This is a genomic window from Lentzea fradiae (genome assembly GCF_900100955.1).
GTDB classification, from domain to species: Bacteria; Actinomycetota; Actinomycetes; order Mycobacteriales; family Pseudonocardiaceae; genus Lentzea; species Lentzea fradiae.
Window position 1 is genome coordinate 374,870 of record NZ_FNCC01000005.1, and the last position, 23,648, is coordinate 398,517.

The 23,648-nt window shown below is 69.3% G+C and carries 22 protein-coding genes; 10 read left to right on the top strand and 12 right to left on the bottom strand.

Features of this window, described 5'->3' with window-relative positions; genetic code table 11:
* Nucleotides 1-151: 151 nt before the first annotated feature.
* The 5 genes from BLT23_RS13895 to BLT23_RS13915 all read left to right on the top strand — a co-directional run bounded on the left by BLT23_RS13895 (nucleotide 152) and on the right by BLT23_RS13915 (nucleotide 3,335).
* Nucleotides 152-1,027, top strand: coding sequence for a DUF1444 domain-containing protein (locus BLT23_RS13895; RefSeq protein WP_143035929.1), 876 nt, complete (start codon nucleotides 152-154; stop codon nucleotides 1,025-1,027).
* A 51-nt stretch (nucleotides 1,028-1,078) separates the two neighbouring features.
* A complete protein-coding gene (locus tag BLT23_RS13900) occupies nucleotides 1,079-1,978 on the top strand; it encodes a hypothetical protein (RefSeq protein WP_143035930.1) in 900 nt (299 codons plus the stop codon).
* Nucleotides 1,979-2,137: 159 nt separating this feature from the next.
* Complete coding sequence (locus BLT23_RS13905; RefSeq protein WP_090049155.1) at nucleotides 2,138-2,995, top strand: helix-turn-helix domain-containing protein; 858 nt, start codon at nucleotides 2,138-2,140, stop codon at nucleotides 2,993-2,995.
* The gene (locus BLT23_RS13910) at nucleotides 2,964-3,134 is read left to right on the top strand and encodes a DUF397 domain-containing protein (RefSeq protein ID WP_090049157.1); all 171 of its coding nucleotides are present in this window, start codon (nucleotides 2,964-2,966) and stop codon (nucleotides 3,132-3,134) included. The genes BLT23_RS13905 and BLT23_RS13910 overlap by 32 nt, the downstream gene beginning before the upstream one ends.
* Nucleotides 3,135-3,164: 30 nt before the next feature.
* Nucleotides 3,165-3,335, top strand: a complete 171-nt coding sequence (locus tag BLT23_RS13915) for a DUF397 domain-containing protein (protein WP_090049159.1) — start codon at nucleotides 3,165-3,167, stop codon at nucleotides 3,333-3,335.
* Here BLT23_RS13915 and BLT23_RS40705 read toward each other — a convergent pair.
* The gene (locus BLT23_RS40705; RefSeq protein WP_176946737.1) at nucleotides 3,319-4,635 is read right to left on the bottom strand and encodes an O-antigen ligase family protein; all 1,317 of its coding nucleotides are present in this window, start codon (nucleotides 4,633-4,635) and stop codon (nucleotides 3,319-3,321) included. The two genes, BLT23_RS13915 and BLT23_RS40705, sit on opposite strands and share 17 nt — an antisense overlap.
* Nucleotides 4,614-5,459 carry a YveK family protein gene (locus BLT23_RS40710; protein WP_176946738.1) on the bottom strand — a complete coding sequence of 282 codons (846 nt, stop codon included), beginning with the start codon at nucleotides 5,457-5,459 and terminating at the stop codon, nucleotides 4,614-4,616. The genes BLT23_RS40705 and BLT23_RS40710 overlap by 22 nt, the downstream gene beginning before the upstream one ends.
* Nucleotides 5,460-5,596: 137 nt before the next feature.
* On the opposite strand from BLT23_RS40710, the gene BLT23_RS13925 reads away from it, so the two are divergent.
* Nucleotides 5,597-6,565, top strand: coding sequence for a TolB family protein (locus BLT23_RS13925; RefSeq protein WP_090049161.1), 969 nt, complete (start codon nucleotides 5,597-5,599; stop codon nucleotides 6,563-6,565).
* Here the strand turns inward: BLT23_RS13925 and BLT23_RS13930 are convergent.
* From BLT23_RS13930 to BLT23_RS13940, 3 genes are read right to left on the bottom strand one after another with little or no spacing between them, the layout of a single operon-like run.
* Entirely contained in the window at nucleotides 6,558-7,751 is a 1,194-nt protein-coding gene (locus BLT23_RS13930) for a rhamnosyltransferase WsaF family glycosyltransferase (RefSeq protein ID WP_090049164.1), read from the bottom strand. The genes BLT23_RS13925 and BLT23_RS13930 overlap by 8 nt on opposite strands.
* Nucleotides 7,748-9,229: a lipopolysaccharide biosynthesis protein gene (locus BLT23_RS13935; RefSeq protein WP_245743939.1), complete on the bottom strand. Its 1,482-nt coding sequence runs from the start codon at nucleotides 9,227-9,229 to the stop codon at nucleotides 7,748-7,750. Before BLT23_RS13935 ends, BLT23_RS13930 begins: the two co-directional genes overlap by 4 nt.
* Nucleotides 9,226-10,269 carry a glycosyltransferase gene (locus tag BLT23_RS13940; protein ID WP_090049167.1) on the bottom strand — a complete coding sequence of 348 codons (1,044 nt, stop codon included), beginning with the start codon at nucleotides 10,267-10,269 and terminating at the stop codon, nucleotides 9,226-9,228. The genes BLT23_RS13935 and BLT23_RS13940 overlap by 4 nt, the downstream gene beginning before the upstream one ends.
* Nucleotides 10,270-10,521: 252 nt before the next feature.
* Here BLT23_RS13940 and BLT23_RS13945 point away from each other — a divergent pair, with 252 nt between their 5' ends.
* Nucleotides 10,522-11,367: a glycosyltransferase gene (locus tag BLT23_RS13945; protein WP_090049170.1), complete on the top strand. Its 846-nt coding sequence runs from the start codon at nucleotides 10,522-10,524 to the stop codon at nucleotides 11,365-11,367.
* Here the strand turns inward: BLT23_RS13945 and BLT23_RS13950 are convergent.
* The 3 genes from BLT23_RS13950 to BLT23_RS13960 are packed head-to-tail and all read right to left on the bottom strand — an operon-like array spanning nucleotide 11,339 to nucleotide 16,404.
* Complete coding sequence (locus BLT23_RS13950) at nucleotides 11,339-12,565, bottom strand: MFS transporter (protein WP_090049172.1); 1,227 nt, start codon at nucleotides 12,563-12,565, stop codon at nucleotides 11,339-11,341. The genes BLT23_RS13945 and BLT23_RS13950 overlap by 29 nt on opposite strands.
* An 8-nt stretch (nucleotides 12,566-12,573) precedes the next feature.
* Nucleotides 12,574-14,397, bottom strand: a complete 1,824-nt coding sequence (gene asnB, locus BLT23_RS13955; protein ID WP_176946739.1) for an asparagine synthase (glutamine-hydrolyzing) — start codon at nucleotides 14,395-14,397, stop codon at nucleotides 12,574-12,576.
* Nucleotides 14,398-14,400: 3 nt separating this feature from the next.
* On the bottom strand, nucleotides 14,401-16,404 hold the full coding sequence (locus tag BLT23_RS13960; RefSeq protein ID WP_090049174.1) for a glycosyltransferase: 2,004 nt from the start codon (nucleotides 16,402-16,404) through the stop codon (nucleotides 14,401-14,403).
* Between the two features lie 129 nt (nucleotides 16,405-16,533).
* Here BLT23_RS13960 and BLT23_RS13965 point away from each other — a divergent pair, with 129 nt between their 5' ends.
* Both BLT23_RS13965 and BLT23_RS13970 read left to right on the top strand, forming a co-directional pair.
* On the top strand, nucleotides 16,534-17,847 hold the full coding sequence (locus tag BLT23_RS13965) for a glycosyltransferase family 4 protein (RefSeq protein WP_245743941.1): 1,314 nt from the start codon (nucleotides 16,534-16,536) through the stop codon (nucleotides 17,845-17,847).
* Entirely contained in the window at nucleotides 17,847-19,142 is a 1,296-nt protein-coding gene (locus tag BLT23_RS13970) for a UDP-glucose dehydrogenase family protein (protein WP_090049177.1), read from the top strand. The genes BLT23_RS13965 and BLT23_RS13970 overlap by 1 nt, the downstream gene beginning before the upstream one ends.
* A 21-nt stretch (nucleotides 19,143-19,163) precedes the next feature.
* On the opposite strand, the gene BLT23_RS13975 is transcribed toward BLT23_RS13970, so the two are convergent.
* On the bottom strand, nucleotides 19,164-19,862 hold the full coding sequence (locus tag BLT23_RS13975; protein ID WP_090049179.1) for a PIG-L deacetylase family protein: 699 nt from the start codon (nucleotides 19,860-19,862) through the stop codon (nucleotides 19,164-19,166).
* Between the two features lie 35 nt (nucleotides 19,863-19,897).
* Between BLT23_RS13975 and BLT23_RS13980 the strand changes: the two genes are divergently transcribed.
* Nucleotides 19,898-20,353, top strand: coding sequence for a DUF4231 domain-containing protein (locus BLT23_RS13980; protein WP_245743942.1), 456 nt, complete (start codon nucleotides 19,898-19,900; stop codon nucleotides 20,351-20,353).
* A gap of 174 nt (nucleotides 20,354-20,527) precedes the next feature.
* Here the strand turns inward: BLT23_RS13980 and BLT23_RS13985 are convergent, their stop codons facing one another.
* The 3 genes from BLT23_RS13985 to BLT23_RS14000 all read right to left on the bottom strand — a co-directional run bounded on the left by BLT23_RS13985 (nucleotide 20,528) and on the right by BLT23_RS14000 (nucleotide 23,641).
* Nucleotides 20,528-21,637 (bottom strand): right-handed parallel beta-helix repeat-containing protein, encoded by a 1,110-nt coding sequence (locus tag BLT23_RS13985; protein WP_143035931.1) that lies wholly within the window; start codon nucleotides 21,635-21,637, stop codon nucleotides 20,528-20,530.
* A gap of 272 nt (nucleotides 21,638-21,909) precedes the next feature.
* On the bottom strand, nucleotides 21,910-22,677 hold the full coding sequence (locus BLT23_RS13995) for an enoyl-CoA hydratase/isomerase family protein (RefSeq protein ID WP_245743943.1): 768 nt from the start codon (nucleotides 22,675-22,677) through the stop codon (nucleotides 21,910-21,912).
* A 7-nt stretch (nucleotides 22,678-22,684) separates the two neighbouring features.
* Nucleotides 22,685-23,641 carry a magnesium transporter CorA family protein gene (locus BLT23_RS14000; RefSeq protein ID WP_176946740.1) on the bottom strand — a complete coding sequence of 319 codons (957 nt, stop codon included), beginning with the start codon at nucleotides 23,639-23,641 and terminating at the stop codon, nucleotides 22,685-22,687.
* Between the last annotated feature and the right edge of the window lie 7 nt (nucleotides 23,642-23,648).

Here is a 23,648-nt window from a genome sequence, read left to right on the forward strand (position 1 = left end):
TACCAACAGAGGCCACGCGGGGCCCCCGCGTGACATGAGGGGAACACGAAAGTGGGGCGTTCGTGGAACCGGGGGTCACGGACAGCTCTGCTGGTGACGTGATGATCGAAACCGCGGACGCACCGCCGGAGATCGCAGTAAGGTCCCGGCGGTGCATCTACTGACCCCCTCACAACAGGACCGGATGCGGCACCTCGCCCGGCGCAGCCCTGCGTTCATCGGCATGCGGATCGTCGTCCACGAGGACCACGTCGAGGTGACGCAGCCCGAGTCGTTGGAGCTCGGGTTCGAGACGCTGTCGGCGACCCTCGCCCGCACCCCCGCCGAGGACTGGCCGGACCTCGTCGACGACCACTTCCGCCGCGTGCTCACCCTCGCGACCACCGACACCTCCGACCTCGAAGGTCCCACCGAGTCCGTGCTGCAACACACCTACGTGCGGCTCGCCACCACCGACAGCGGGGTGGCGGAGGTGGCGTCCTACGCCGAGGAGATCGTGCCCGGCCTGCTGTGGACGCTCGCCTTCGACCGGCCGGAGTCCATCTCCGTCATGAAGGACGAGGACGTGCGGCGGCACGGCTTCGAGGAGCTCTGGAACGCCGGCCTGCGGAACCTCTCGCAGGAGCTGCCGGACCGGTTCATGGAGGCGGGCGGCGTCCACTACCTGCAAGGCTCGGACTACGTCGGTTCGCTCGCCCTGATCCTCCCGTGGGTCGTCGAGACCGTGACCGGACTGACCGAGATGCCGCACGGCGCACTCGTCGCGATGCCCGCGCGTGACCAGTTCCTCTTCTACGTCATCGGGAACGAAGGCACCGAGGGCGTGCTGGCGGCGATGGAGGAGATCGGACGTCTCGCCGCCGAGTGCTACTCGGAGAGCGCCTACCAGCTCAGCTCGCGGGTGTACTGGTGGAGCGCGTCCAACGGTTTCGAAACCGTGGGGCACCACAACGGAACCGGCATGACCACCTACTACTCGGACGACTTCGAGAACGTGCTCTTCGACGTCGGCGTGCGGTTCGGCTGACTTCGGCGAAATCGCGGACGCGCCGCCGGAGACGTCAGTAAGGTCCCGGCGGTGCATTTACTGACCCCCTCACAACAGGAACGGATGCGGCACCTCGTCCAGCACAGCCCCGCGTTCGAGGACATGCAGATCGTGGTCCACCAGGACCACGTCGAGGTCACCCATCCCGAGCAGTGGGAGTTCGGCTTCGAGTCGCTGGCCCGCAAACTCGCCGGCAGTCCGGACGAGGAGTGGCCGGATCTCATCGAGGACCACTTCATCGTCCTCATCGCCTTCGCGGAACCCGACCCCGCCGAGCTCTCCAACCTCGCCGACCTCCAGGGCCCGACCGAGGACGTGCTCCCGCGCACCTACGTGCGGCTCGCCGCCGCGGACAGCGGGGTGGCGGAGAAGGCGGGCTACGCCGAGGTGGTCGCACCCGGCCTGCTGTGGGCGTTCGCGTTCGACGGGCCCGAGTACATCTCCGTCATGACGGACAAGCACGTGCGGCAGCACGGTTTCGAGCAGCTCTGGAACGCCGGCCTGGAGAACCTCTCGCGGGAGCTGCCCGAGGACTTCATGGAGGTCGAGGGCGTTTACTTCGGGCACGGCTCGGTCTACGTCGGCTCCCTCCCGGTGATCCTCCCGTGGGTCATCGAGACAGTGACCGGAGCCGCCGTCGAGCCGCACGGCGCGCTCGTCTCCATGCCCGCGCGCAACCAGTTCTTCTTCTACGCCATCCGGAGCTCGAACGCCGCGGGCGTGGATTCGGCGGTGCACGAGATGGCACTCCTCAGCGGCGCCAACTACGAGGACAGCGGCGAGGAGCGCCAGCTCAGCCCGCTGGTGTACTGGTGGAGCGAGGCGACCGGTTTCCAAGCGGTCGCGCACCACGACGAAACGGGCGCTCACCGCTACTTCCCGGACGAACTCCAGAAGGTGCTCTCCGACCTCGGCGTGCCGCAGACCTGACCACCCGATCAGGTGCCGCTACCCCGCTCGCCGTGCCGCACGCGGGGTCTCCGCGTACGCGTGATTAGTACGCGGGGACCCCGCGTACTCAGCGGCACCGGACGTTTTCGCCCGAACGAGTAATCGGTTGGAGCCGCTTCAACACCTACCGTCGCGGAGATGACCGCGATCATCTCCACCGCGTACAGCAGGGACCTGGGCGACGAGCTGCGCAGGCTGCGCGAGACCTGCACGAGGCTGGGCGGCCGTGCGATGGCCGCCCAGCTCGGCTGGGACCCCAGCAAGGTGTCGAACATCGAGAACGGCAAGGCCCGCGCCTCCGAGATCGACCTCGCCCAGTACCTCGCGACGTGCGGCAAGGACCTGGACTACTTGCAAGAGTTCAGCAGCCGCTACCGCCACGCCTTCGAGCCGTACATCGTGCTGGTCAACGACAACCTCCGCACGATCACGATGGCTGAGTCGACGGCCACGAAGATCACCTCGTACGACGTCCTGACCGTGCACGGGTTGGTGCAGACGCGGTCTTATACGCGTGCGTTGTTCAGGGAAGCTGGACGCGTCTCTGAAGATGACATCGATGAGTACGTCGAGCTGCGGATGGGACGGCAGACGATCTGGCGGCGCGTTCACCGCCCGCAGTGCACCTTCTACCTGCACGAGTTGGCTCTGCGCGTGCACCCAGGCGATGACGTGGTGATGTGGGAGCAGTGCCGCCGTCTTTTGCATCGCTCACACGTCCTGCGAATCGTGCCTGCTGATGCCAACGGCGTGGCCATGCGGTCGAAGTGCACGCTGTTCGAGTTCGACAAGGCGGCGCCGGTCGCCTACTGCGAGTCCGACCTGGCCAAAGTCTTCGCTCAGGACAGCGCGGCGATCGCCGACAGCCGGAAGCAGTTCGAGCGGTTGGATGCAGTGGCCTTGGACGAGGAACGATCTCGGAGCATGCTGATGGGGTACGTCAGCCGACTTCGAGGGGACCAGGATGAGTCGCACGTGGCGCAAGAGCAGCTATAGCGATGGTGACGGCAACGGCGAGTGCGTTGAGGTGTCGCTGACCCGCGACGCTCTCGTCCGTGACTCCAAGAACCCGTCCGGCGAGGTCCTGGCCTTCTCCACCCCCGCGTGGCAGCGGCTGATCACCTGGCTGAGTTGACCAATGGCCAGCCGACCCGAGGAGACCAGGATGAACCGGACGTGGCGGAAGAGCAGCTACAGCGGTGGCACGACCGACAGCGACTGCGTCGAGGTGTCGCTGACCCGCGACGCTCTCGTCCGTGACTCCAAGAACCCGTCCGGCGAGGTCCTGGCCTTCTCCACTCCCGCGTGGCGGCAGCTGATCACCTGGCTGAGCTGACCAGCTGCCTGGCCTCCTGCCGCGCTATCCGCAGCAACGCCCCCGACACCCCCAGCAGCAGGAACGCCATCCCCGTGGCGACGCTGAAGCTCAGCAGGTCGAACGTGGCCGCGCCGAGTGCCGACGTCAGCATCGCGCCGACCAGGCACACCGCGATGCCGCGCACGTTCTCGTCCTTGGACAGCGACCGGGCCCGCAGCGCGGCGAAGATGCCGCCGAGGAACAGCAGCACGAAGGCGAGAAGGCCCAGGTAGCCGTTCTCGATCATCGTGAGCAGGTACTGGTTGTCGAGGATCGTGTACTTGGACGGCAGGAACGTGCCGAAACCGCGGCCCAGCCACGGGTGTTTGGCGATCTCGATCCACGCGCCGTCGTAGTCCTTGGTGCGGCCCTGGAACGACGGGTCGTCCTCGATGTTGGAGAACATCGACGTCACCGTGCCGAACAGGCCCGGCACGACGGCCGAGGCGCCGCCCAGGAACACCGCGCCCACGCCGAGCAGCGGCAGGCCGCGGCGGCGGGGGAGCAGGAGGCCCAGGACGATGCCCGTGATCACCAGGCCGAGGATCGCCGTGCGGGACAGCGAGAGGATCGACATCAGGCTGAGCAGCGACAGCGCCGCCCACCAGCGGCCGGCCGGTTCGCCGCGGTCGCGGGCCTGGAAGACGAAGTGCGCGGCGAACGGGACGCCCAAGACGCAGACCAGGCCGAACTCGATGGGGTGGTTCACCGTGCCCGCCGGGCGGAAGAAGATCGACCGGGACTCCAGCGCCGAGTAGCCGTTGTCCTGCACGCGCAGGCCGGGCAGCGTCACGTAGGACGCCAGGTCCAGGCCGAGGCCGAACTGGATCAGGCCGATGAACGCGCCGAACGTCAGGCAGCCCACCATGATCTTGAGCACGCGGCTCAGGCGGTCGGTGGTGCGGACCGCGTCGATCACGAACACCGCCAGCGCCGACATCGCCACGACCCTGATCAGGGCGGAGTCGGACACCGACAGCTCGTCGGCGGGCAGGTAGCGGCGGGTCGCCAGGGCGTACGTGCACAGGTGCAGCAGCACGTAGACGGCGAACAGCGTGCGGACGGTGTTGCGGCCCTTGGCGAGGCCGAGGTTGTCGACGAGGTGCGCGGCGAACCACAGCACCGCCAGGCACAGGGCCACGAACAGCGCGGGTGGCAGCGTGATCGGGACGAACGCGATGGTGAACCGGGCGGGGACGACGAGCAGCGCCAGCACGTAGAAGATCACGAGCGTGGCGCCGTCGGCGCGCTGCTGGGTCAGTCGTCTTTCGTCGGCCATGCCGGGTTCGGCTTGGGTGCGGGGATGATGACCGTCTTCTGGTGGGCGTTCGGGACGCCGCCCTGCGGGCGCGGGGGCTGGCCGTTGCCGTTGCCGCCGGGGACGGGCCGCGACGGCGGGGCGTGCGAGGGCGGGGGCGGCGGCGGAGCGTCCTTCTCGGACGGTGGGGCCGCGCCGGACTCCTTCTCCTTGCGCCGCTTCAGCTTGGTCAGGACGGAGTCGGCGGCGAACGTCGAGGCGAGCGTCAGCAGCAGCAGCACGACGGTCGCCGCGCCGACGTACCGGACCTTGCCGCCGATCTTGGCCGACGCCGTCGTGGGCTTCACCAGGACCTGCGCGGTGATGAACGTCTGCTCGGGCGCGTTCAGCGCCTTCTGCTGCGCGGCCAGCTCGTTCACGGTCTTCTCGAGCACCTTGCCGACGAGGCCCTCCGCCTCCTCGGCCGAGTCGGCCTCGCTCGTCACGAAGAGCAACGGGCCGCCCACCGGGCCGGTGTTCGCGGTGTAGGTCGACGTCGAGTCCTCGCCCGCCAGCTCCTCCGCCGTCTTCGGGTCGCCGAGGATCTGGGTGAGGATCTGCGCGGTGGTGGTGAGGCTGCCGTCGAACTGCAGCAGCGGGTTGACCTTCACCACGTCCTCGGGCTTGGTCTTCTCCGAGTAGCGGCCACCGGCCGCGGGGGAGGTGAGGACCAGCACGCCGCTCGACTCGTACCGCGTCGGCACGCTGACGTAGACGAACAGGGCGAGGACACCGGTGAGCAGCACTGCGGGCAGGGCGATGTACCACCGCCGCCGCAGCACTCGTACGGTTCCCCAGAAGTCCATCAACATCCCCGATCCGCGGCTCGGTCTTGCGAACGAGATGTTCGCAGGCTATCGCCCACCAGGAAAATCGGGGTGAGCTGCCGATTGTTACAGCCGGTAGCGCGGCGGCGATGAAGGAGGGGAATCCAGGAGGCAGAATGCGTGTGCGACGACTGGCCGTGGCTGGTGCGGCCATTCTCGTGGTCATCGGCGGAACGGCGGCGTACGTCGTCACGGCCGCCACCGACGCGAAGCAACCGGCTTCCGCCGACGCGGAGCCCGTGGCCGAGGCCAGGGCCGGTGACCTGCTGTTCGTCGACCTCGCGGGCGGCCAGCACCGGGTCGAGAAGCTGGCGGGCGGCACGCGCAGCCCGACCGACATCGCCTGCCAGCGCTTCTTCGCCGCCGCGGGCACGAGCGTCTGCCTCAAGCTGTCCGGCCCCGGCCCGTCCTACGCCGCCGAGGTGAGCCGCGACGGCAAGCCGTTCCGGACCGTGCCGCTGCCCGGCATCCCGAGCCGCGCGAAGGTCTCGGTGACCGGGAACCTGGTGACGTGGACCAGTTTCGTGAGCGGCGACTCGTACGCGGTGCCCGGCGGGTTCTCCACCAGGACGGGGTACCTCGACCTGCGCACCGGTGCGACGGAGGAGTCGATCGAGCACTTCACGGCCACTGTGGAGGGTTCCGTGCTCACCGCGAGTGACGTCAACTACTGGGGCCTGACCGTCGCCTCCGACGACCGGACCTTCTACGCGACGATCGCGAGCGGCGGGTTCACCTGGCTCGTGAAGGGCGACCTGGAGACGAAGTCCGTGACGTCGCTGCGCCGCGACGCCGAGTGCCCCTCGCTTTCCCCGGACGGCACCAAGATCGCCTACAAGAAGCGCATCGGCCGTCTCGGCCCGTGGGACCTCGCTGTGCTCGACCTCACCACGAACGAGGAGAAGCGGCTGCCGGGCACCGCGGGCATCGACGACCAGACGACGTGGCTCAGCGACACCGAGGTGGCGTTCGCCGCCGTGCCGAAGGACGCGAGGCTGCCCGCCGTTCACGTCGCCCCCGCCGACGGCTCGGAGCCCGCACGGGTGCTGATCCCGGACGCCACCTCGCCGTCGCCCGTCACGTAGCCAGCTCGCGGCCGAGCACCTTCTCCAGCTCGAGTCCCGCCGCATCCCAGGACCGTCCCTCCACACTGGACGCGGCCGCGCGTGCGGTCGCGTCGAAGTCCGGCGATGTGACCACTTCGGACAGCGCACGCGCCAGCGAGTGCGGGGTCGGTGCCGCGTACCGGACGTGGTCGTTGTCCAGTACTACGCGGTTGAAGTGCGCGTCGTTCACCACGGGGATGCATCCGGCGGCGAGCATCTCGTGCGGCACCAGGGAGACGTTCGTCATCGACAGCGACAGACCGGCGAAGCAGCGGTTGTAGATGTCGTTGAGGTCGTCGGGCGTGACCAGGCCGTGGTCGACGAACTGGGGGCCGAGCTGCCCGATCTTCTCGCCGTAGACGTGGATCTTGAGGTCCGGGTGCCGCTCGGCGAACAGCTCCAGCGCGAGCAGGCCCAGCTCGAACGCGCGCCGCGGGGCCTTGCGCCGGGCGTAGAAGACGATGCCGTCGCGCTTCTCGCCGCGCAGCGAGTACCGGTCCGCGTCACAGCCGAAGTCGAAGTGGTCGGCGGGCATGCCGTGCTCGTCGAGGACCTTGTCGGCGAGGAACCGCCCGGCGGTGAAGCCGTGCATGCCCATCCGGTAGGTGTTCTCCGCGAGCGTGTAGAGGCCGCCCTGCGGGTAGAACCACGGCTCGTAGTCCTGCACGAGGTAGAACCTCTTGCCCTGGCAAGGGTCGTTGAACGCCGGGTAGGCGGTGATCCACGCCGTCGCGAACACCGCGTGCGCGTCCGCCATGCCGTCGGTCACGTCGTGGATCGTGCCCCGGAAGAAGGGGAACGCCTCGCGGATGCGGGGTTCGAGGTCGGCGGCGGTGTTGCCGAACGTGTCGTACAGGTACAGCTGGCACGTGTGACCGGCCGACTCCAGGTGCCGGATCAGCCGGAACATCGTGGTGTGGCCGCCGGAGCCCTTGGACGGGGGAGTGGTGACCCAGTTGACGGTCAGCCTGCCGTCCGGAGGGATCGGCGGCACGACGACAGGCCGGTGCGCCTCGACGTCGGCCTTGCGGACGTCCTCCAGCCGCACCGGCAGGTCCTCGCCCTCGACGCCGAGACGGCGGGACGCGGCGCTGACGAGGCGGGCGCCCAGCTGCTTCGCCCCCTGCTCGCGGACGATCTTCGTGACCTGTCTCAGCCGTCTCACGCGGTGGCCCTCTTCTTCAGAACGGCAAGGACTTCGTGTCGCAGCGGGAACACCACGAGCGCGTAGGCGAGGCACGCCAGCACACCGCCCACGAGGATCTGCAGCAGCTCGCTGTCGATCACCGAACGGACGCCCAGCACCACGGCGACCATCAGCACACCGCCGAGGAACGGCCGCAGCAGCCGCGCGCCGAGAGCCCCGGCGCGGATGCCGTAGGGCCGGAACGTGACCAGGTACGCGGGCGTGATGACCAGCACGGCGACGATCACGTGGGCCGCCGCGACGCCGCGGATGCCGTCGAGGTGCGCCCCGAGCGCCAGCAGCGGCACCAGCGCGCCGAGCCAGACGAGGTGGATCCACAGGATCGCCCGCGACCGGCCCGCGGACGCCAGGAAGTCGTACCCCAGCTCCAGCGCCACCCGCACCGCGCCGAGCAGCACCAGCAACGCCAGTGCGGCCGCCGCGGGGGCCCAGCGTTCGCCGTAGACGACGCGGATGAGCGGTTCGGCCAGTGCCGCCAGCAGCACGCACGCGGGCACCGTGACGAGCGCCAGGAGGCCCAGCGCGCGCCCGAACGACCGCTGGAACAGCTCGGGGTCCTCGCGGACCTTCGAGAACGCGGCCAGCGACACGCTGCGCACCGGCGCCGAGAACGCCGCGACCGGCCAGCTGGCCAGGTTGAACGCCAGCAGGTAGAAGCCCAGCGGCACGGTGCCGAGCAGCGCGCCGACCACGATGTAGTCGACGTTCATCACACCGAAGATCAGCAGGCTGGACCCGGCGAGCGGCAGCCCGAACGCGAGCAGCTCCTTGGCCTGCGTGGGATTCCAGCCCGGCCGGAACCGGTCCTTCGTGAGCCAGAACATGATCACGGCGGCCGACAGGTTCTGCGCGATCCGCTGCCACGCGAGGCTCCACGCACCGAACCCCATCAGCGCGAGCACCACCGCGACCGCCGTACCGGCCACGAACGCGGCGGTGTCGGCGTAGAACTTGTGGTCCTGCCGGAAGTTGCGCTGCATCATCGCCCCCGGCACGGCGGACGCGCCGGCGATGACGAGGGCGATCGACATGAGCTGGATGACGCCGGTGGCCTCCGGCGCGTCCATCGCGTTCGAGAACCAGGGCGCGCCGACCACGCAGATCAGCGCGAGGATCGTGCCGGACGCCAGCGACAGCGTCGTGACGGTCGGCGCCATCTCCTCGACCGGGTCGTTGGTGCGCACGAGGGCGGCGCTCACACCCAGTTCGGACACGCTCAGCACGATGTTGAGCACGACGAGTGCGACGGCGAACACACCGAACTGCTCGGGTGCGATCAGCCGGGCCAGCAGGATGCTGATGCCGACGGCGGCGAGGCGTTGCAACAGGGAGTTGATCGCGCTCCAGCGGATGGCCGAGGAGACGCGGCCTTCGAGCTGGGCGGTGTTGCCCGCGCCGGTGTCCTTCGAGCCGGGTTCCTGGTCGATGGCGCTCACCACTCGCCCCGCCACTTCCACCGCTGGGTCCCGACCCACAGCTTCGCCCGCTTGTAGGCGTGGGGAGCAAGGAAGAGCTGGGTGCGGCTCAGCAGCCGCGGGTTGAACCGCTGCCTGCGCAGCAGGGCCCGGTACTCCGGCAGCTCCTCCAGCGCCGGGTACGTCTCCCGCGCGAAGTCGAGCAGCTCCTTCTCGGTGCCGTCGAGCTGGTCGCGGTCGTGCAGCCGCACCGCCCGCCACAGCGCGTCACCGGCGATGGCCTTGCGCGCCAACGGCTTCAACCGCCGCGGCAGGCCCGGGTTCTGCTCCAGCACGAGGTCGAACACGTCACGCCGCTGCTCCAGGTCGGCGAACACCGACTTGAACGTCGTGCGCATCATGGAGTTCTCGTGCACCCGGTAGTACGCGGCCGGCTTGCCGCTGACGTACCCGATGTCCGACACGGCCGCGATGCGCAGCCACATCTCCAGGTCACCCGCGTGCGGCAGGTCGGCGCGGTAGCCGCCCACCTTCTGCTGGACCTTCGTCCGCACGACGACCTCCGGCGAGGAGATCACGTTGCGGCTGCTGCGGAACCGGTTCTCGATCCACTGCTCGCCGCGCCAGACCTTGGTCGTCGTGGGTAACTGCGTCACCTTGGGCAACGCGTTGTGGTCGCTGTAGTACACGACGCGCCCGTAGACCATGCCCACGTCCGGGTTCTGCTCGAAGACCGCGGCGGCGCGCTGCAACGCTCCCGGCGCCAGCAGGTCGTCGGCGGACAGCAGCACCGTGTAGTCGGCGCTCGCCCAGTCGAGCAGGCCCTCGTTGTAGGTGGCGATGTGCCCCTTGTTCACCTCGTGCCGGTAGCCCTCGACGCGTTTGTCGGCGGCCATCAGCTCGGCCATCACCTCGGGCGTGTTGTCCGACGACGTGTCGTCGATCACAAGCACCCGCACGTCCACGCCGGGCTGGTCCAGCACGCTGCGGACGCACGACGGCAGGAAATGGGCGTAGTTGTAACAGGGGATCACGACGTCCACTGTGGGAAGCGTTGGCACACCCTGGGTATCGGTATCGGCTCCGATCCGTTAGCGCGCAACGTTCGGGTCCCATCAAGCGATGTAAGGGCGTGCATCGAAGTCCAAGTCCGCGATAGTCGGGCCTGACGCGGCCCCTGGGGGCGCGGCCGGACGACCCACATACAACACCGGTATGCGGGTCGTCCGGCCGCACCGCCAGGAACCACCTCAGGCGCGACTCTCATCGAACAGGACTCCGATACACGCCCTTGTGCCCGGAGAAGGGGAGTCATGGCCGACCACGTCATCCTGACGCGCTTCAACCTGCCGTCCAAAGGTGCCGAGAGCTACATCCGGGCGAAGGAGGGGTGGCTGACCGAACGCGTCGCCCTGTTCGAACGCTACTGCCTGCCATCGGTGCTGGCGCAGACCGACAAACGGACGCGGTGGCTCATCTACTTCGACCCCGAGTCACCGCAATGGCTCAAGGACCGGATCGCCTCACACGGTGACGCTTACACGCCCGTGTACCGCGCGGAGGTCTCGCGGCAGGAGCTTCGTTCCGACATCCGGTCGCTGTTCTCCGCCACCGGCTCCGAGCTCATCACCACGAACCTCGACAACGACGACGGTCTCGCCGTCGATTTCGTCGAACGCCTCTGCGCCGCGCCCCGGCCCACGACGACCGCCGCGTACTACCTGGTGAACGGCCTGATCAAGTCGCCGGGCGGCCTGTACCACCGGGTCGACCGGCACAACGCGTTCGTGTCGGTCCGCGAGTCGTGGGAAGAGCCCGTGACGTGCTGGGCGCACTGGCACAACCAGATGCACCTGCACTTCCCCGTGGTGGAGCTGGGTGGCGCACCCGCGTGGCTCCAGGTGGTGCACGGCAACAACGTGTCCAACCGCACACGCGGCCGGCTCGTGTCGCCCGAGCCGTACCGGGCGGCGTTCGGCGACGCGCTGGACGACGTGTCCACGCCGGGTGCGCGCGCGGTGGCCCAGGACCGCCTGGTGGCGCAGCCGGTGCGGTTCCTCCGCGACTCGGGCCGCGTCGCCGCGAAGAACGCGGCCATGAAGGTGCTGGGCAAGAACGGCTTCGAGACGATCAAGCAGAAGCTGGCTGCTCGCGGTTGATGCCGTAACTGACGATGAGCGTCGCGGTGAGTGCTACCAGCGCCACCGCGACGCCAGTTGAGACGCTCGTGTACTGCAAGAGGAGTCCAAAGGCGACGGACGACACGAGCCGTCCCAGCGCCTGACCCGTCTGCACGACCGACAGCCCGGACGCCCGCAGCGACTCCGGTGCGGTCTCGCTCACCTTGGCCGACAGCACGCCGTCCGTGGCCGCGTAGAACAGGCCGTGCAGCAGCAACGCGGCGATGGCGACGCCCATCCCACCTTCCGGGATGAACAGCAGCGCGTACACGCCCAGCAGCAACGCGTGCCCGGCCAGGAACATCCGCCAGCGGCCGACCTTGTCGGAGAGCTTCCCGAGCGGCGCGGCGGCCACCAGGAACACGATCGCCGTGCCGAGCGGCAGCAGCGGCAGGTAGCCGAGTGAGATGTTCGTCGCCTTCTGCACCAGCACGTAGACGAACGCGTCCGACACCGTGGCGAGGCCCAGCAGGCCGGCGGAGACGGTCGTGCGGCGGAACCCCTTGTCGGTGAGCAGGTTGAGCCCTGCCCGGAACGACGGCCGCGGCCCCTTGGGCGGCTTCTCCGCCTTCGGTTCCCGCACGAATGCCACCAGCACGATCAGCCCGATGACCGCGAACGCCGCCGACACCGCGAAGATCGGCCCCGGCACCATGCCGATCTGGGCCAGCAGCAGGAACGTGACGAGCGGGCCCAGCAACGCGCCGAACGTGTCCATGCTGCGGTGCACGCCGAACGCCGCGCCCAGCCGGTCCTCCGGCGTGGCCAGCGAGATCATCGCGTCCCGCGGCGCGGTCCGGATGCCCTTGCCCGCGCGGTCGGCGGCCATCAGCGCGCCGATGCCGAACGCCGACGCGCCCACCAGCGGGAACAGCAGCTTGGTGACGGCCGACAGCCCGTAGCCCGCGGCCGAGACGGCCTTCGGCCTGCGGAACCGGTCGGAGACGCCGCCGCCGACGAGCCTCAGCACGGCCGTGGCACCGGTGTAGATGCCGTCCAGCAGACCGAACTGCGCGTACCCGAGCTGCAACGTGAACAGCAGGTACACCGGCAGGAACGCGGTGATCATCTCGGCCGAGACGTCGGTCAGCAGGCTGACCGTGCCGAGGGCGAACACCGTGCCGGGCAACCGCTTGCGGAAGTCGGTCTTGGCGGGGCGTGACGAGGCGACGTACATGAGATGTCCTACCAGCTGAGCGTTTGGTGCCAGACCTCCAGCGACAGCAGCGTCCAGATCCGCGGCTGTTCGTTGCGGTCTCCCGAGTCGTGGCCGTCGAGCAGCGACCTCACCGCGGCCCGGTCGAAGGTCCTGCCCACGAACGACGTGGGTCCTGTCAGCAGGTCGTAGGCCATGTCCCGCAACCCGTCGCGGAACCAGGCGTCGAGCGGCACCTTGAAGCCCGACTTGGGCCGGTCGACGATGTCGGCCGGGAGGTGCTGCCGCGCCACCTCCTTCACGACCCACTTGGTCGTGCCGCCGCGCACCTTCACGTTGCTGGGCAGTGAGAACGCGAGCTCGGCGACGCGGTGGTCGAGGAACGGCGGACGCAGTTCCAGCGACGCGGCCATTGACATGCGGTCGCCGCGTTCGAGGAGGTTGTCGGCGAGCCAGGTGTGCGAGTCGGCGTAGAGCATGCGCCGCAACGCGTCCCCGCGCCCGTTCTCGTACGGCGCGAGCACCGACCGGGTCGCCGGGCCGCCCAGCAGCTCGGCGCGCTCGGCGAGCGTGAACGGCGCGAACCAGCCGCGCATCCGTTCGGCGTAGGTCGGTTCGCCGATGGCGCGCAGGGCGATGCCCAGCCGTGCCTTCGAGGCCGGGAGCGCCTTCTCCAGGCGGCGCAACGCGGCCGACGGCGCGACGCCCGCCAGCCGGGTGGCCTGGGCGAAGCGGTACTTCGGGTAGCCGCCGAACAGCTCGTCGCTGCCCTCACCGGACAGCACGACCTTCACGTCCCTGCGGGCCAGCTCGGCGAGGCGGAACACGGCCACGTCGGCGGGTTCGGACAGCGGCGCGTCGCGGTGCCAGGACAGCTTCGCCCAGCTGTCGCGGAAGTCGTCGGCCGTCACGACCACGCTGTGGTGCTCGCTGCCGACGATCCCGGCGACCTTGTCCGCCCAGTGCAGCTCGTCCACCCGCGGGTCGCCGAACCCGGCGGAGAACGTGTGCAGCTCCGCGCCGCCGCGCTCGCGCGCCACCAGTGCCGTGATCAGCGACGAGTCGACGCCGCCGGACAGGTACGCGCCGACCGGCACGTCCGCCACCAGCGCGTCGCGCACCGACGCCGTCAGCGCCTCGTCGACCAGCCGGACGGCCTCCTGCGGGCTGACCCGCCGGACCTCCGACTCGCGCGGCAGCTCCCAGTACGGCTCCGTCCGCACCTCGCCCGACGCCGAGACGACGAGGTGGTGGCCCTGCGGCACCTTCCTGACCCCGCGCACCAGCGTGTGCGGTGCCGGAACCGACCGGTGCGCCAGGTAGTCGTGCAGCGACTCGGTGTCGACCTCGGCCGTGCCGATCGCCGGCAGCAGTGCCTTGATCTCGGACGCGAAGGCGAACATCGCCGAGTCGGCGTAGTAGTACAGCGGCAGGATGCCCAGCCGGTCGCGGAAGAGATGCGTCTCGCCGGTCTTCGCGTCGTGCAGGGCGTAGGCGAACTGGCCGCGCAGCTTCGTCACGGCGGCCGGGCCGTGCTGCTCGTACAGCGCCAGCAGCACCTCGGTGTCGCCGTTCGTGCGGAACGGGTAGTCCAGCTCCTCGCGCAGCTGCCGGTAGTTCAGGATCTCGCCGTTGAAGGCGATCGTGGTCGTGCCGGACGCGCCCGCCATCGGCTGCGGCGAGCCGGCCAGGTCGATGATCGACAGCCGGGTGTGAGCGAAGCCGATCGAGCCCTCCGCCCAGAACCCGCTGTCGTCAGGGCCGCGGTGGTGCAGCCGCTTCGCCATCTCGGCGAGCAGCTCACGGGAGACGGGGGCGCCGTCGAACCGCCGGATGCCTGCGATTCCGCACATGGGTTACTTCTGCCCTTCCGCGAGCTGCATGAGCTCGCGGGCACGGGAGTCCCACGAAGCGGTCAGCACGGCCGCACGACGTTCGGACGGGGTCTTCAGACCGCCGTCCTTGAGGGTGAGGCGGATCTGGTCGACGAAGTCGGCCTCGCCCTTGGCGATCCGGATCACGTCGCCGTAGCGCGCGACCTCGGGGAAGTCCGTCGACACCACGGCCAGGCCGAGGGCGAGGTACTCCTTCATCTTGATCGGGTTGGCGTGCTTGATCCAGTCGTTGTCGAGCCACGGCATCAGCGCCACGTCGAAGCCGGAGCCGTAGCCGGGGATCTGCTCGTAGGAGCGGAAGTCCAGCCAGTGGACGTTCGGGTACTTCTCGTAGCGCTCCATCGAGCAGGTGGCGTCGCCGATCAGCACGACCGACGCGTCCGGGAACTCCTGCGCGACCCGTTCGATCAGGTCGAAGTCCACCAGGTAGTCGTCGAGGCTGCCGAAGAACCCGATGCGCGGCCCCGGGATCGACGCGATGTCCGCGGGCAGCTCGGTGCGGCGGGTGAAGTGGTCGACGTCCACGCCGTGGTCGAGGAAGTGAGCGCGCTCACCCGTCAGCGCCGACTCCTCGTCCTGCAGAGCCCGGCTCACGTACAGCACGGTGTCCGAATTGGACAGCAGCTGGTTCTCCAGCGCGGCGATCGTGCCCTGGTCGGCCTCGGGGAACGCGGAGTGCCGGTCGGAGCGGTTGAACACCAGGCCCTTCGTCTTCATCGGCTGCACGACGTCCCACGCCGTGGGAATCGTGGCGACGACGACCGGCGTGCCCATCCGCAGGAAGAAGCACACCGCGCGGACCTGGGCACGGACGAGGACGGAGTTCAGCTTGCGCAGCCACGGCTTGCCGTAGAACGGCAGGGGAGCGGGCGTCATCACGTAGAAGTTCGGCGTCTCGGGGACCGGACGGCGCACGAGCATCGCGACGCTCTTGGCCTTGCGCAGGATCCGGCGCAGGAACTGCGTGCTCTTGCCCGGCGACGGCATGCGCAGGCCGATGCTGTTGACCAGCAGCACCTTGCGGTGCTTGGCGACCCGGCGCAGCAGCTGGAAGTCGGAGTGCGCCCGGTTGTGGTACCACCAGTCCTGCGCGGAGAAGCACAGGTAGCTCGGCCCTTCGGAGGCGACCTCCTCCGGCCAGCGGCGCATCCCGAACAGGCTCCTCAACGCGGTGCGGTGCTTCGGCGACGCCGCGCGGAGCCCTTCGTTGACCACCATCGCGAGCCACATCCCGAACCCGGCGAACCGGCCGTGGCGCTCGCGGTGCAGCCGGACCTTGTTCGTGATGAGCATCGACCACAGCCGGGCGTTCGTGGACACCTCGCCGCCGATGTGCGTGACCGTCGCGCGGGGCTCGAACCACACGCCGCCGACGGTCAGCATGTAGTCGGTCTCCTCCGAATAGAGGAAGAACCGTTCGTCCAAAAGGCCGTACCGCTCAACGGTTTCGCGCTTGACCAGCCACGCGCAGCCGGTCGCCCAGTCGGCGGCGTGGGCGCCCTGGTAGGCGAGCGCGGAGGTGACCGTCTCGCCCAGCCCGATCCGGCCGGCACGGCCGCCGCCGACCAGGGCCTCCGCGAACGCGCCCGCGACCCGCGGCCTGCGGCGCAGCGAGTGCGACAACGCGCCGCTCTCGTCGACCACGCGCGGCACGACGATCGGCTGGTCCACCGCGCGAAGCGCCTCCAGGGCGCCGGGGTGCAGGCGGATGTCGGCGTTGAGCACGAGGACGTCGTGACCTTCCGCGGCCTTGATGCCGAGGTTCACCCCCGCCGCGAACCCGGCGTTCACCGGGCTGCGCAGGACTTCCACGCCGGGGCGAGTGGCGGCCGCCACAGTTCCGTCGGTGGAGGCGTTGTCGACGACGATGACCCTGACGTCATCGGGCAGCGAGTCCAGGCATCCCGCGATGACCTGTTCGCTCTGGTACGTGACGATGACCACCGCGACAGGTGACCGCTCCACAACCGCTCCTCGCACTCGGGCTTGTGCCCGCTACATCGAGCGTTTCCGAACTGTCGTTACGAAGTGCGGCCCAGCTGTAACCGTTCGGCCCTCCCGAACGAGAACCAACACGTGACGTCATCTCCGCACGTGTTGATCATCGTGCAGAACCTTCCCGTGCCGCTGGACCGCCGGGTGTGGCTGGAATGCCGCGCTCTCACCGCGGCCGGGTACGAGGTTTCGGTGATCTGCCCCAAGGGTCCGGGTGATCCCGCGTACCAGGTGCTCGACGGAGTGCACCTGTACAAGTACGCTCCGCCGCCGCAAGCAGAAGGCGCGCTGGGCTATGCGTGGGAGTTCCTGTACTGCTGGGTGCGCACGGCGTTGCTGAGCGTGAAGGTCCGCGCCCGCAGGCGATTCCACGTCATGCAGGCGTGCAACCCGCCGGACACCTACTGGGCGCTCGCACTGCTGTGGCGGCTCGGCGGGGTGAAGTTCCTGTTCGACCACCACGACCTCAACCCCGAGGTGTTCCTGTCCCGCTTCGGCGAGCCGAAGGGCGTCGCGGGCAAGCTCCAGTACCGGGTCCTGAAGTGGCTGGAGCGCAGGACGTTCCGCACGGCCGACCGGGTGACGTCGACCAACACCTCGTACCAGAAGATCGCGTGGACGCGCGGTTCCGTGCCGCCCGAGCACACCTCCGTCGTGCGCTCCGGCCCGGACACGACGGTGATGCGTCCCGTCGAATGCGTGGACGAGCTGCGGCGCGGTGGCAAGCATCTGGTGGCGTACCTGGGGATCATGGGGCCGCAGGACGGCGTCGACGGCGTCCTGGAGGTCGCTCGCCGCGTCGTGTTCGACCGCAGGCGCACCGACGTCCGGTTCGCGCTGCTCGGTTTCGGCGACTGCCTCGAAGACCTGAAGAAGCAGTCCACCGCATGGGGACTGGACCCGTACGTCGAGTTCACCGGACGCGTCGGGCCGGAACAGATCACCCGTTACCTGTCGACGTCGTCGGTCGGCCTGGGGCCGGACCCGCTGTCGCCGTTGAACGACGTGTCCACCATGAACAAGACGATGGAATACATGGCCTACGCGCTGCCGGTCGTCTCGTACCGGCTGACGGAGACCGTGGTGTCGGCCGGCGACTGCGCCGTCTACGTCGAGCCGGGTGACGTCGAGGCGTTCACGACGGCTCTGCTCGACCTGCTCGACGACGCCGAACGCCGCGCACGCCTCGGTTTCGAGGGCCGCCGCCGCTGCGAGGCCGAGCTCGACTGGCGTCCGCAGGCCGAGAACTACGTGGCGGTGTTCGACGGCCTCACCGGCTTCGCCTCGCGCGGCCCGTTCCCCGGCGGCAGGCCGGAGCTGGGGCCGGGCACCGACCAGTGGGGCAACAAGATGATCGACGTGAGCGACGACGCCGCGCTCCGCGCGTTCGCCGTGACCCGGACGGGAGAATGATGTTCGTCAGAAGGATCGCCGTCGTCGGCACCGGCTACGTCGGCCTGACCACCGGCGCCTGCCTGGCGTCGCTGGGCCACAGCGTGGTCTGCGCGGACGTCGACGCCGAGAAGGTCGAACGGTTGTCGCGCGGCGAGGTCGACATCCTCGAACCGGGCCTCGCCGAGCTGGTGGCCGAGGGCCTCGCGTCCGGGCGCCTGTCGTTCGTGCTCGGCGCGTCCGCCGCGGTGACGGAGGCCGAGGTCGTCTTCCTCTGCGTGCCCACGCCGATGGGCGTCGGCGGCATCGCCGACCTCCAGGCCGTCGAGTCCGTTGTGGACGAGACGCGCGAGCTGCTGCCGTCCGGCTGCGTGATCGTGAACAAGTCGACGGTGCCCGTCGGCACCGCCGTGCGCACCGCGGAGCTGCTGCGGCGTGACGACGTCGCCGTCGTGTCGAACCCCGAGTTCCTGCGCGAGGGCACGGCCGTCCACGACTTCCTGAACCCGGACCGCATCGTCGTCGGCTGCGACCAGCAGGACGCCGCCGAACGCGTCGCCGCCCTCTACGCCCGCCTCGGCGCGCCGACGGTGCTGACCGACGCCGCGTCCGCCGAGATGGTCAAGTACGCGGCAAACTGCTTCCTCGCCATGAAGCTCTCGTACGTCAACGCGGTCGCGGAGCTGTGCGAACGGCTCGGCGCGAACATCACCGACGTCACCGAGGGCATGGGCTACGACAAGCGCATCGGCCAGGCGTTCCTCAACCCCGGTCCCGGCTGGGGCGGTTCGTGCCTGCCCAAGGACACGCACGCGATGCTCCAGGTCGCCGACGCGGCCGACTTCGAGTTTCGCCTGCTGCGCGCCACGATCGACACCAACGAGCGCCAGCGCCAGCGCATGGTCGAGAAGGTCCGCCTCGCCGTCACCGGCAAGCGCGGCGGCTCGCTCTCGCACGTCCGCCTTGGCCTGCTGGGCCTGACGTTCAAGGCGGGCACGGACGACCTGCGCGACTCACCGGCACTGGCCGTGGCGGCGATGCTCAAGCAGGCGGGCGCCGACCTGGTCGCCTACGACCCGGCGCTGCCCGGCGGCAGGGACCTCGGCTCGGTGTCCGTTGTGGACGATCCTTACCAGGCGGCCAAGGACGTGGACGGCCTCGTCGTGCTGACCGAGTGGCCGGACTTCCGCTCCCTGGACTGGGCCCGGCTCGCCGAGACCGTGCGCCGGCCCGTCGTCGTCGACATGCGCAACATCCTCGACCCGGACGTGATCCGCCGGGCGGGCTTCACCTGCACGTCGCTCGGCCGCCGCTGAGTGCGGACCCGCCGCGGTGGTTCACGACCACCGCGGCAGGTCCGGCCCGCTCGTCGTGATGCCCGCGAAGAGATCGGACTCCGGCAGCGGCGCGTCCGTCACGTCGAACTTCCGGAAGTAGTGCTCCCGCAACGAGAACTGCCCCGGCAGCTGCTGGCTGGCGTGGCACTGCAACGCTTTGCGCTTCACGTCCGCGACCTCGGCGATGTCGATCGTCGTCGACCCGTCCACGGCCGTCAGGTAGAGCTTGGCCGGGATACCGGTGCGCTGCACAGCGAGCGCCGCCACCCGGTTCGCGTGCACGTGGTCGCGATGCGTGCTGTAGTGCGTGACCACCACCTGCGGCTGGAAGTGTTCGAGCAGGGAAGCCAGCCGCCCGGCGGCCGTCTCGACCGGGATGGTGCAGAACCCGCCCTGCGGCACCTCGCCGGCCGCACCGGAGTCGTGGTAGCCGAGCAGTTCGAGGTCGCTGATCCCCAACGCGTCACAAGCCGCGTACAGCTCCGCCCGCCGATGCGCCGCCACCGCCTTCGGGTGGTGCCCGAACTCACCGGGCACCGCACCACTCGCAGCGTCGTCGAACTCGCCGTTGGTGCACGTCACCACCACGGTGCGGGCACCCTGCCTGGCATACCGGGCGAGCATGCCCCCGGTCGACGTCGACTCGTCGCCGGGGTGGGCGTGAATCGCGAGCAAGGTTCTCGGTCCTGCGAACTGCACACCGGAAAACGTACCCGGAAACTAATCTGCGGTGCGTGACCGACTTGCCGTCCGGCCTGAAGCCGTTGGAACTCGCACACCACCTCCGCGCGCAGATCTCACGTGGACACGACTACGCGCGTTCCAGGAAACATGGTTTCCGGTTGAGGTCCGTGGTGGTCCGACTGACCACATTGGTGCTTTCGGCGGTGTCCACCATCATCCTCGGCCTGCAGAACCTCGACCCCTGGACCGGCACCGCGTTCGCCCTGGTGGCGGTCGTGACGGTGGTGTCCGCATTGGAGCCGTTCTTCGCCTGGCGGTCGTTGTGGGTGTTGATGGAGGAGGCGTCGCACCGGTTCCACCGGCTGGAGGACGACCTGGGGTACTACATCGCCTCCACACCGGCGGAGGAGGTGGAGGAGGAGCGGATTCGGGAGATGTTCGTCCGATATCAGGAGATCTGGGACTCGTTGAGTTCTCGGTGGATGCAGTTGAGGGACAACGACTGACTCTCCCCGCCCGCTTCCCACCTGCCGGTTCAACAACGCGAAACACCCTCGTGTACCGGCCGCGGAAGACCGGGCCGAAAGGGAACGCGGGGGCCCTACGTTTCCTCACGGGGAACGTGGGGCCCCCGCGTTCCCGCACAGGACGGCGGTGGGACGAGGCTGCCGGTCAGGTGCTCAGGGGGTGCCGGCGGGCTTGCCCTTGGCGTCGGGGGCGTTCGGGTCCAGCAGGTGGTTGTCCTGCCAGACGGCCCACTTGTAGCCCACGCCGTTGGCGGTGACGTAGGCGGCGCCCCAGCCGGAGCCGGTGAAACGGTTGTTGATGGACTTCATGTTGCGGCCGTACTGGTTGCCGTGGCTCGACTCCAGGCCGAGCTGGTAGCCGCCGCCCTCCAGGAGGTTGCCCTCGACGGTGACGTTGTCGATGTCGCCGCCGTAGGTCTGGATGAACAGGGCGCCGGTGTCCTGGCCGGTGGAGCAGTCGATGCGGTTGTTGCGGAAGGTCAGGGTCCGGCCAGGGTTGCGGGTCAGGGGGAAGTCCCGGACGGTGGCGCCGTCGTTGTGGGCGTCGCCCGCTGTGCGCAGGCCGCGGACGTAGTTGCCTTCCGCCAGGCCGCTCAGGGAGCTGCCGGTGTTGTAGAAGCAGATGCCGGAGCCCATGCCGGTGATGTAGTTGCGTTGCAGCGTGCCGATGCCCAGGAAGGCGCACGACTTCGCGATGGTCGAGGCGGAGAGCTTGGAGCCGTCGATGTTCGAGTCTCGGATGGTGACCGGGGCGCTCGTCACCTGGCAGGAGTTGTTGCCGCACGGGCCGTTCGTGGTGACCAGGGGTGCGGCCTCGCCGAGCTTCAGCGGGCGGATGCAGGACTTCTCGACGGTGATGTTGCCCGCGAAGAGGACCAGGGGCTGTTCGATGCGCTTGCCCGAGATCACGGTGCCCGCGGCGGGGGAGGCGGGGCCGGTGTAGACGGGGAGCGCGTCGCAGCTCAGGCCGACGGCGGCCAGGCCCGTGTTCGACTGGGTCAGCTTCCAGCCGGGGGAGCCGGCCGGTGCGGGCTGGGCGGCCGGGGGCTTCACGGGGCCGTTCGTCGCCGACTGGGGTGCGGTGGTGGAGCTGCTGGGGGCGGGGGAACTGCTGCTGGACGGGGGCGGGGAGCTTTCGGTGGTGCTGGTCGAGGTGGCGATGGTGCTGCCGGCCACCGGTGTCGGCTGGCCCGCCTGGGTCGGGGCGCAGGCGGCCAGCGAGAGGACACCGCCGGTCAGCAGTACGGCCAATCTCAGTTTCACGGCTGGTTCTACCTCCACGCGTGTTCACGACGGGGGACCGTGAACTCGCTGATTGTGTCGTCGGCCGTTGCGGAATGTGTACAGACTCGTGCGGGGGAGTTTGTACCGGGGGCCGTTGAACGGTCAGCACGATGCACGGCACGACGAGTGGAGTCAAGCGGAACTCGTTGTGCCACAACATCGTCTTCCTGCCCGGAAGGAATGCCTCAGCGCGTGTGGGCAGGTAGATCACGGTTCGGTGAACGAGCCATATGATTTTTTGATGTGTGAGATCAGCGACCGGTGAATGTCGCGCGGCCCGGTCCGTCGGTGAGGAAGCTGTGGACGGCGCGCGGAAGATCTTCGGTCTCGAACAAAGCGGACGCGATGGTCGTGACGGCCGCGTCCGCGGCGGGAACGCCGCCGTTCTCGAAATGTGCGAGAACCTGTTTGGTCGCGAAATGCGCCCGGGTCGGGCCGGTCGCGAGTGCTCCGGCGAACCGTTCGGCCTCCGCCGCGAAGCCCTCGTCGGGGAGGACGCGGTTCACGACGTTCCAGCGTTCCAGCGTCGCGGCGTCGTAGAGGTCGCCGGTCATCACCAGCTCCTTCGCCCGGCCGACGCCCGCGCGGGCCGCCAGGCGCTGCGTGCCGCCCATCGTCGGCGTCAGGCCCACGACCTTCTCCACCAGGCCGAACCGGGCGCTTTCGGCGGCCAGGACCAGGTCGCACGCCAGCGCCACCTCGAACGCCCAGGTCAGGCACAGGGCGTGGGCGGCGAAGACGGTCGGGATCTCCAGCGCGGCGATGCGGTGCGGGAGCAGGAGCATCCGGTCGAACAGCGCCTGCGCGTCCTCGCGGTACTCCTGCGCCGCGAACAGCCCCACGTCGACGCCGCCGGACACGACCCGGCCGGAGGCGTTGACGAGCAACGCCCGCGCGTCGCCCAGCTCGTCCAGGGCGTCGTGGAACTCGGCGTCGAGGTCGAGCGAGTAGAGGTTCAGCGGCGGAGCGTCGATCGAGATGACCGCGAGCTCCGCGCGGCGGGTCAGGTGGATCTTCAAGCCTGTCTCACAACCAATCACGGCGCTTGAACATGACGTACAGGAACCAGGAGAGGCCGAGGATGCCCGCGGTGGCCACCCAGAAGCCCCACCTCTGGTCGAAGCCGGGGTACGGCACGTTCATGCCGTAGTAGCCCGAGATCGCCGTCGGCACCGCGATGATCGCGGCCCAGCTGGTGACCTTCTTCATGATGGAGTTCAGCCGGTTGCCCTGGACCGCCACCTCGGCCTCGCGCAGGTTCGTGACCAGCTCCCGCATCGACTCGGTCAGCTCGGCCGTGAACAGCGTGTGGTCCTTGACGTCCAGGTAGTACGGCATCATCACGTCGTCCACGAGCTGGTGCTCGCGGTGCAGGAGCGTGCCGAGCACCTCGCGCATCGGCAGTGCGACGCGCCGCAGCTGCACGAGGGCGCGCCGCAGCTGCAACGCCTTGCGGCCGACGTGCGGCTTCTCGTCGTAGATGCGGTCTTCGAGCGCCTCGATGTCGTCGTCGAGCTGTTCGGCGGCGGCGTAGTGGCCGTCCACGACGTCGTCGAGCAGGCCGTGCAGCAGGAACCCGACACCGCTCGACGCGAGCGCGGGCGCGCTGTCCCACCGCCGCTGCACGCCCGAGAGGTCGTAGTCCTCGCTCTCGCGCACCGTCACGAGCGCGTTGCGGGTGACGAACACGTCGACCTCGCACGTCCTGATCTCGTGCCCGGCGTAGCGGACCGCGTAGACGGAGAGGAACAGGTGGGTGGGGTAGCGGTCGACCTTCGGCCGCTGGCGCTCGGTGAACGCGTCCTCGATCGCCAGCTCGTGCAGGCCCAGCTCGTCACGCAACAGGGTGATCTCGTCCTCGGAGGGCGCGCAGAGGTCGAACCACACGACCGAGGACTCGTCCTCCAGGTGCCCGGCCACGTCGGCGACCGGGAAGCCCGAGCCGGCGAGTTCGCCGTTGCGGTACAAGCGGGTCCGACCCATGGGTGAC

What these genes read in the sequence shown, in the direction of transcription:
- BLT23_RS40710 (WP_176946738.1), bottom strand. Translation starts at nt 5,459, where the DNA reads ATGGACTTCTGGGGAACCGTACGAGTGCTGCGGCGGCGGTGGTACATC.
- BLT23_RS13915 (WP_090049159.1), top strand. Translation starts at nt 3,165, where the DNA reads ATGAACCGGACGTGGCGGAAGAGCAGCTACAGCGGTGGCACGACCGAC.
- BLT23_RS13910 (WP_090049157.1), top strand. Translation starts at nt 2,964, where the DNA reads ATGAGTCGCACGTGGCGCAAGAGCAGCTATAGCGATGGTGACGGCAAC.
- BLT23_RS13925 (WP_090049161.1), top strand. Translation starts at nt 5,597, where the DNA reads ATGCGTGTGCGACGACTGGCCGTGGCTGGTGCGGCCATTCTCGTGGTC.
- BLT23_RS13905 (WP_090049155.1), top strand. Translation starts at nt 2,138, where the DNA reads ATGACCGCGATCATCTCCACCGCGTACAGCAGGGACCTGGGCGACGAG.
- BLT23_RS13950 (WP_090049172.1), bottom strand. Translation starts at nt 12,565, where the DNA reads ATGTACGTCGCCTCGTCACGCCCCGCCAAGACCGACTTCCGCAAGCGG.
- asnB (WP_176946739.1), bottom strand. Translation starts at nt 14,397, where the DNA reads ATGTGCGGAATCGCAGGCATCCGGCGGTTCGACGGCGCCCCCGTCTCC.
- BLT23_RS13970 (WP_090049177.1), top strand. Translation starts at nt 17,847, where the DNA reads ATGTTCGTCAGAAGGATCGCCGTCGTCGGCACCGGCTACGTCGGCCTG.
- BLT23_RS40705 (WP_176946737.1), bottom strand. Translation starts at nt 4,635, where the DNA reads ATGGCCGACGAAAGACGACTGACCCAGCAGCGCGCCGACGGCGCCACG.
- BLT23_RS14000 (WP_176946740.1), bottom strand. Translation starts at nt 23,641, where the DNA reads ATGGGTCGGACCCGCTTGTACCGCAACGGCGAACTCGCCGGCTCGGGC.
- BLT23_RS13945 (WP_090049170.1), top strand. Translation starts at nt 10,522, where the DNA reads ATGGCCGACCACGTCATCCTGACGCGCTTCAACCTGCCGTCCAAAGGT.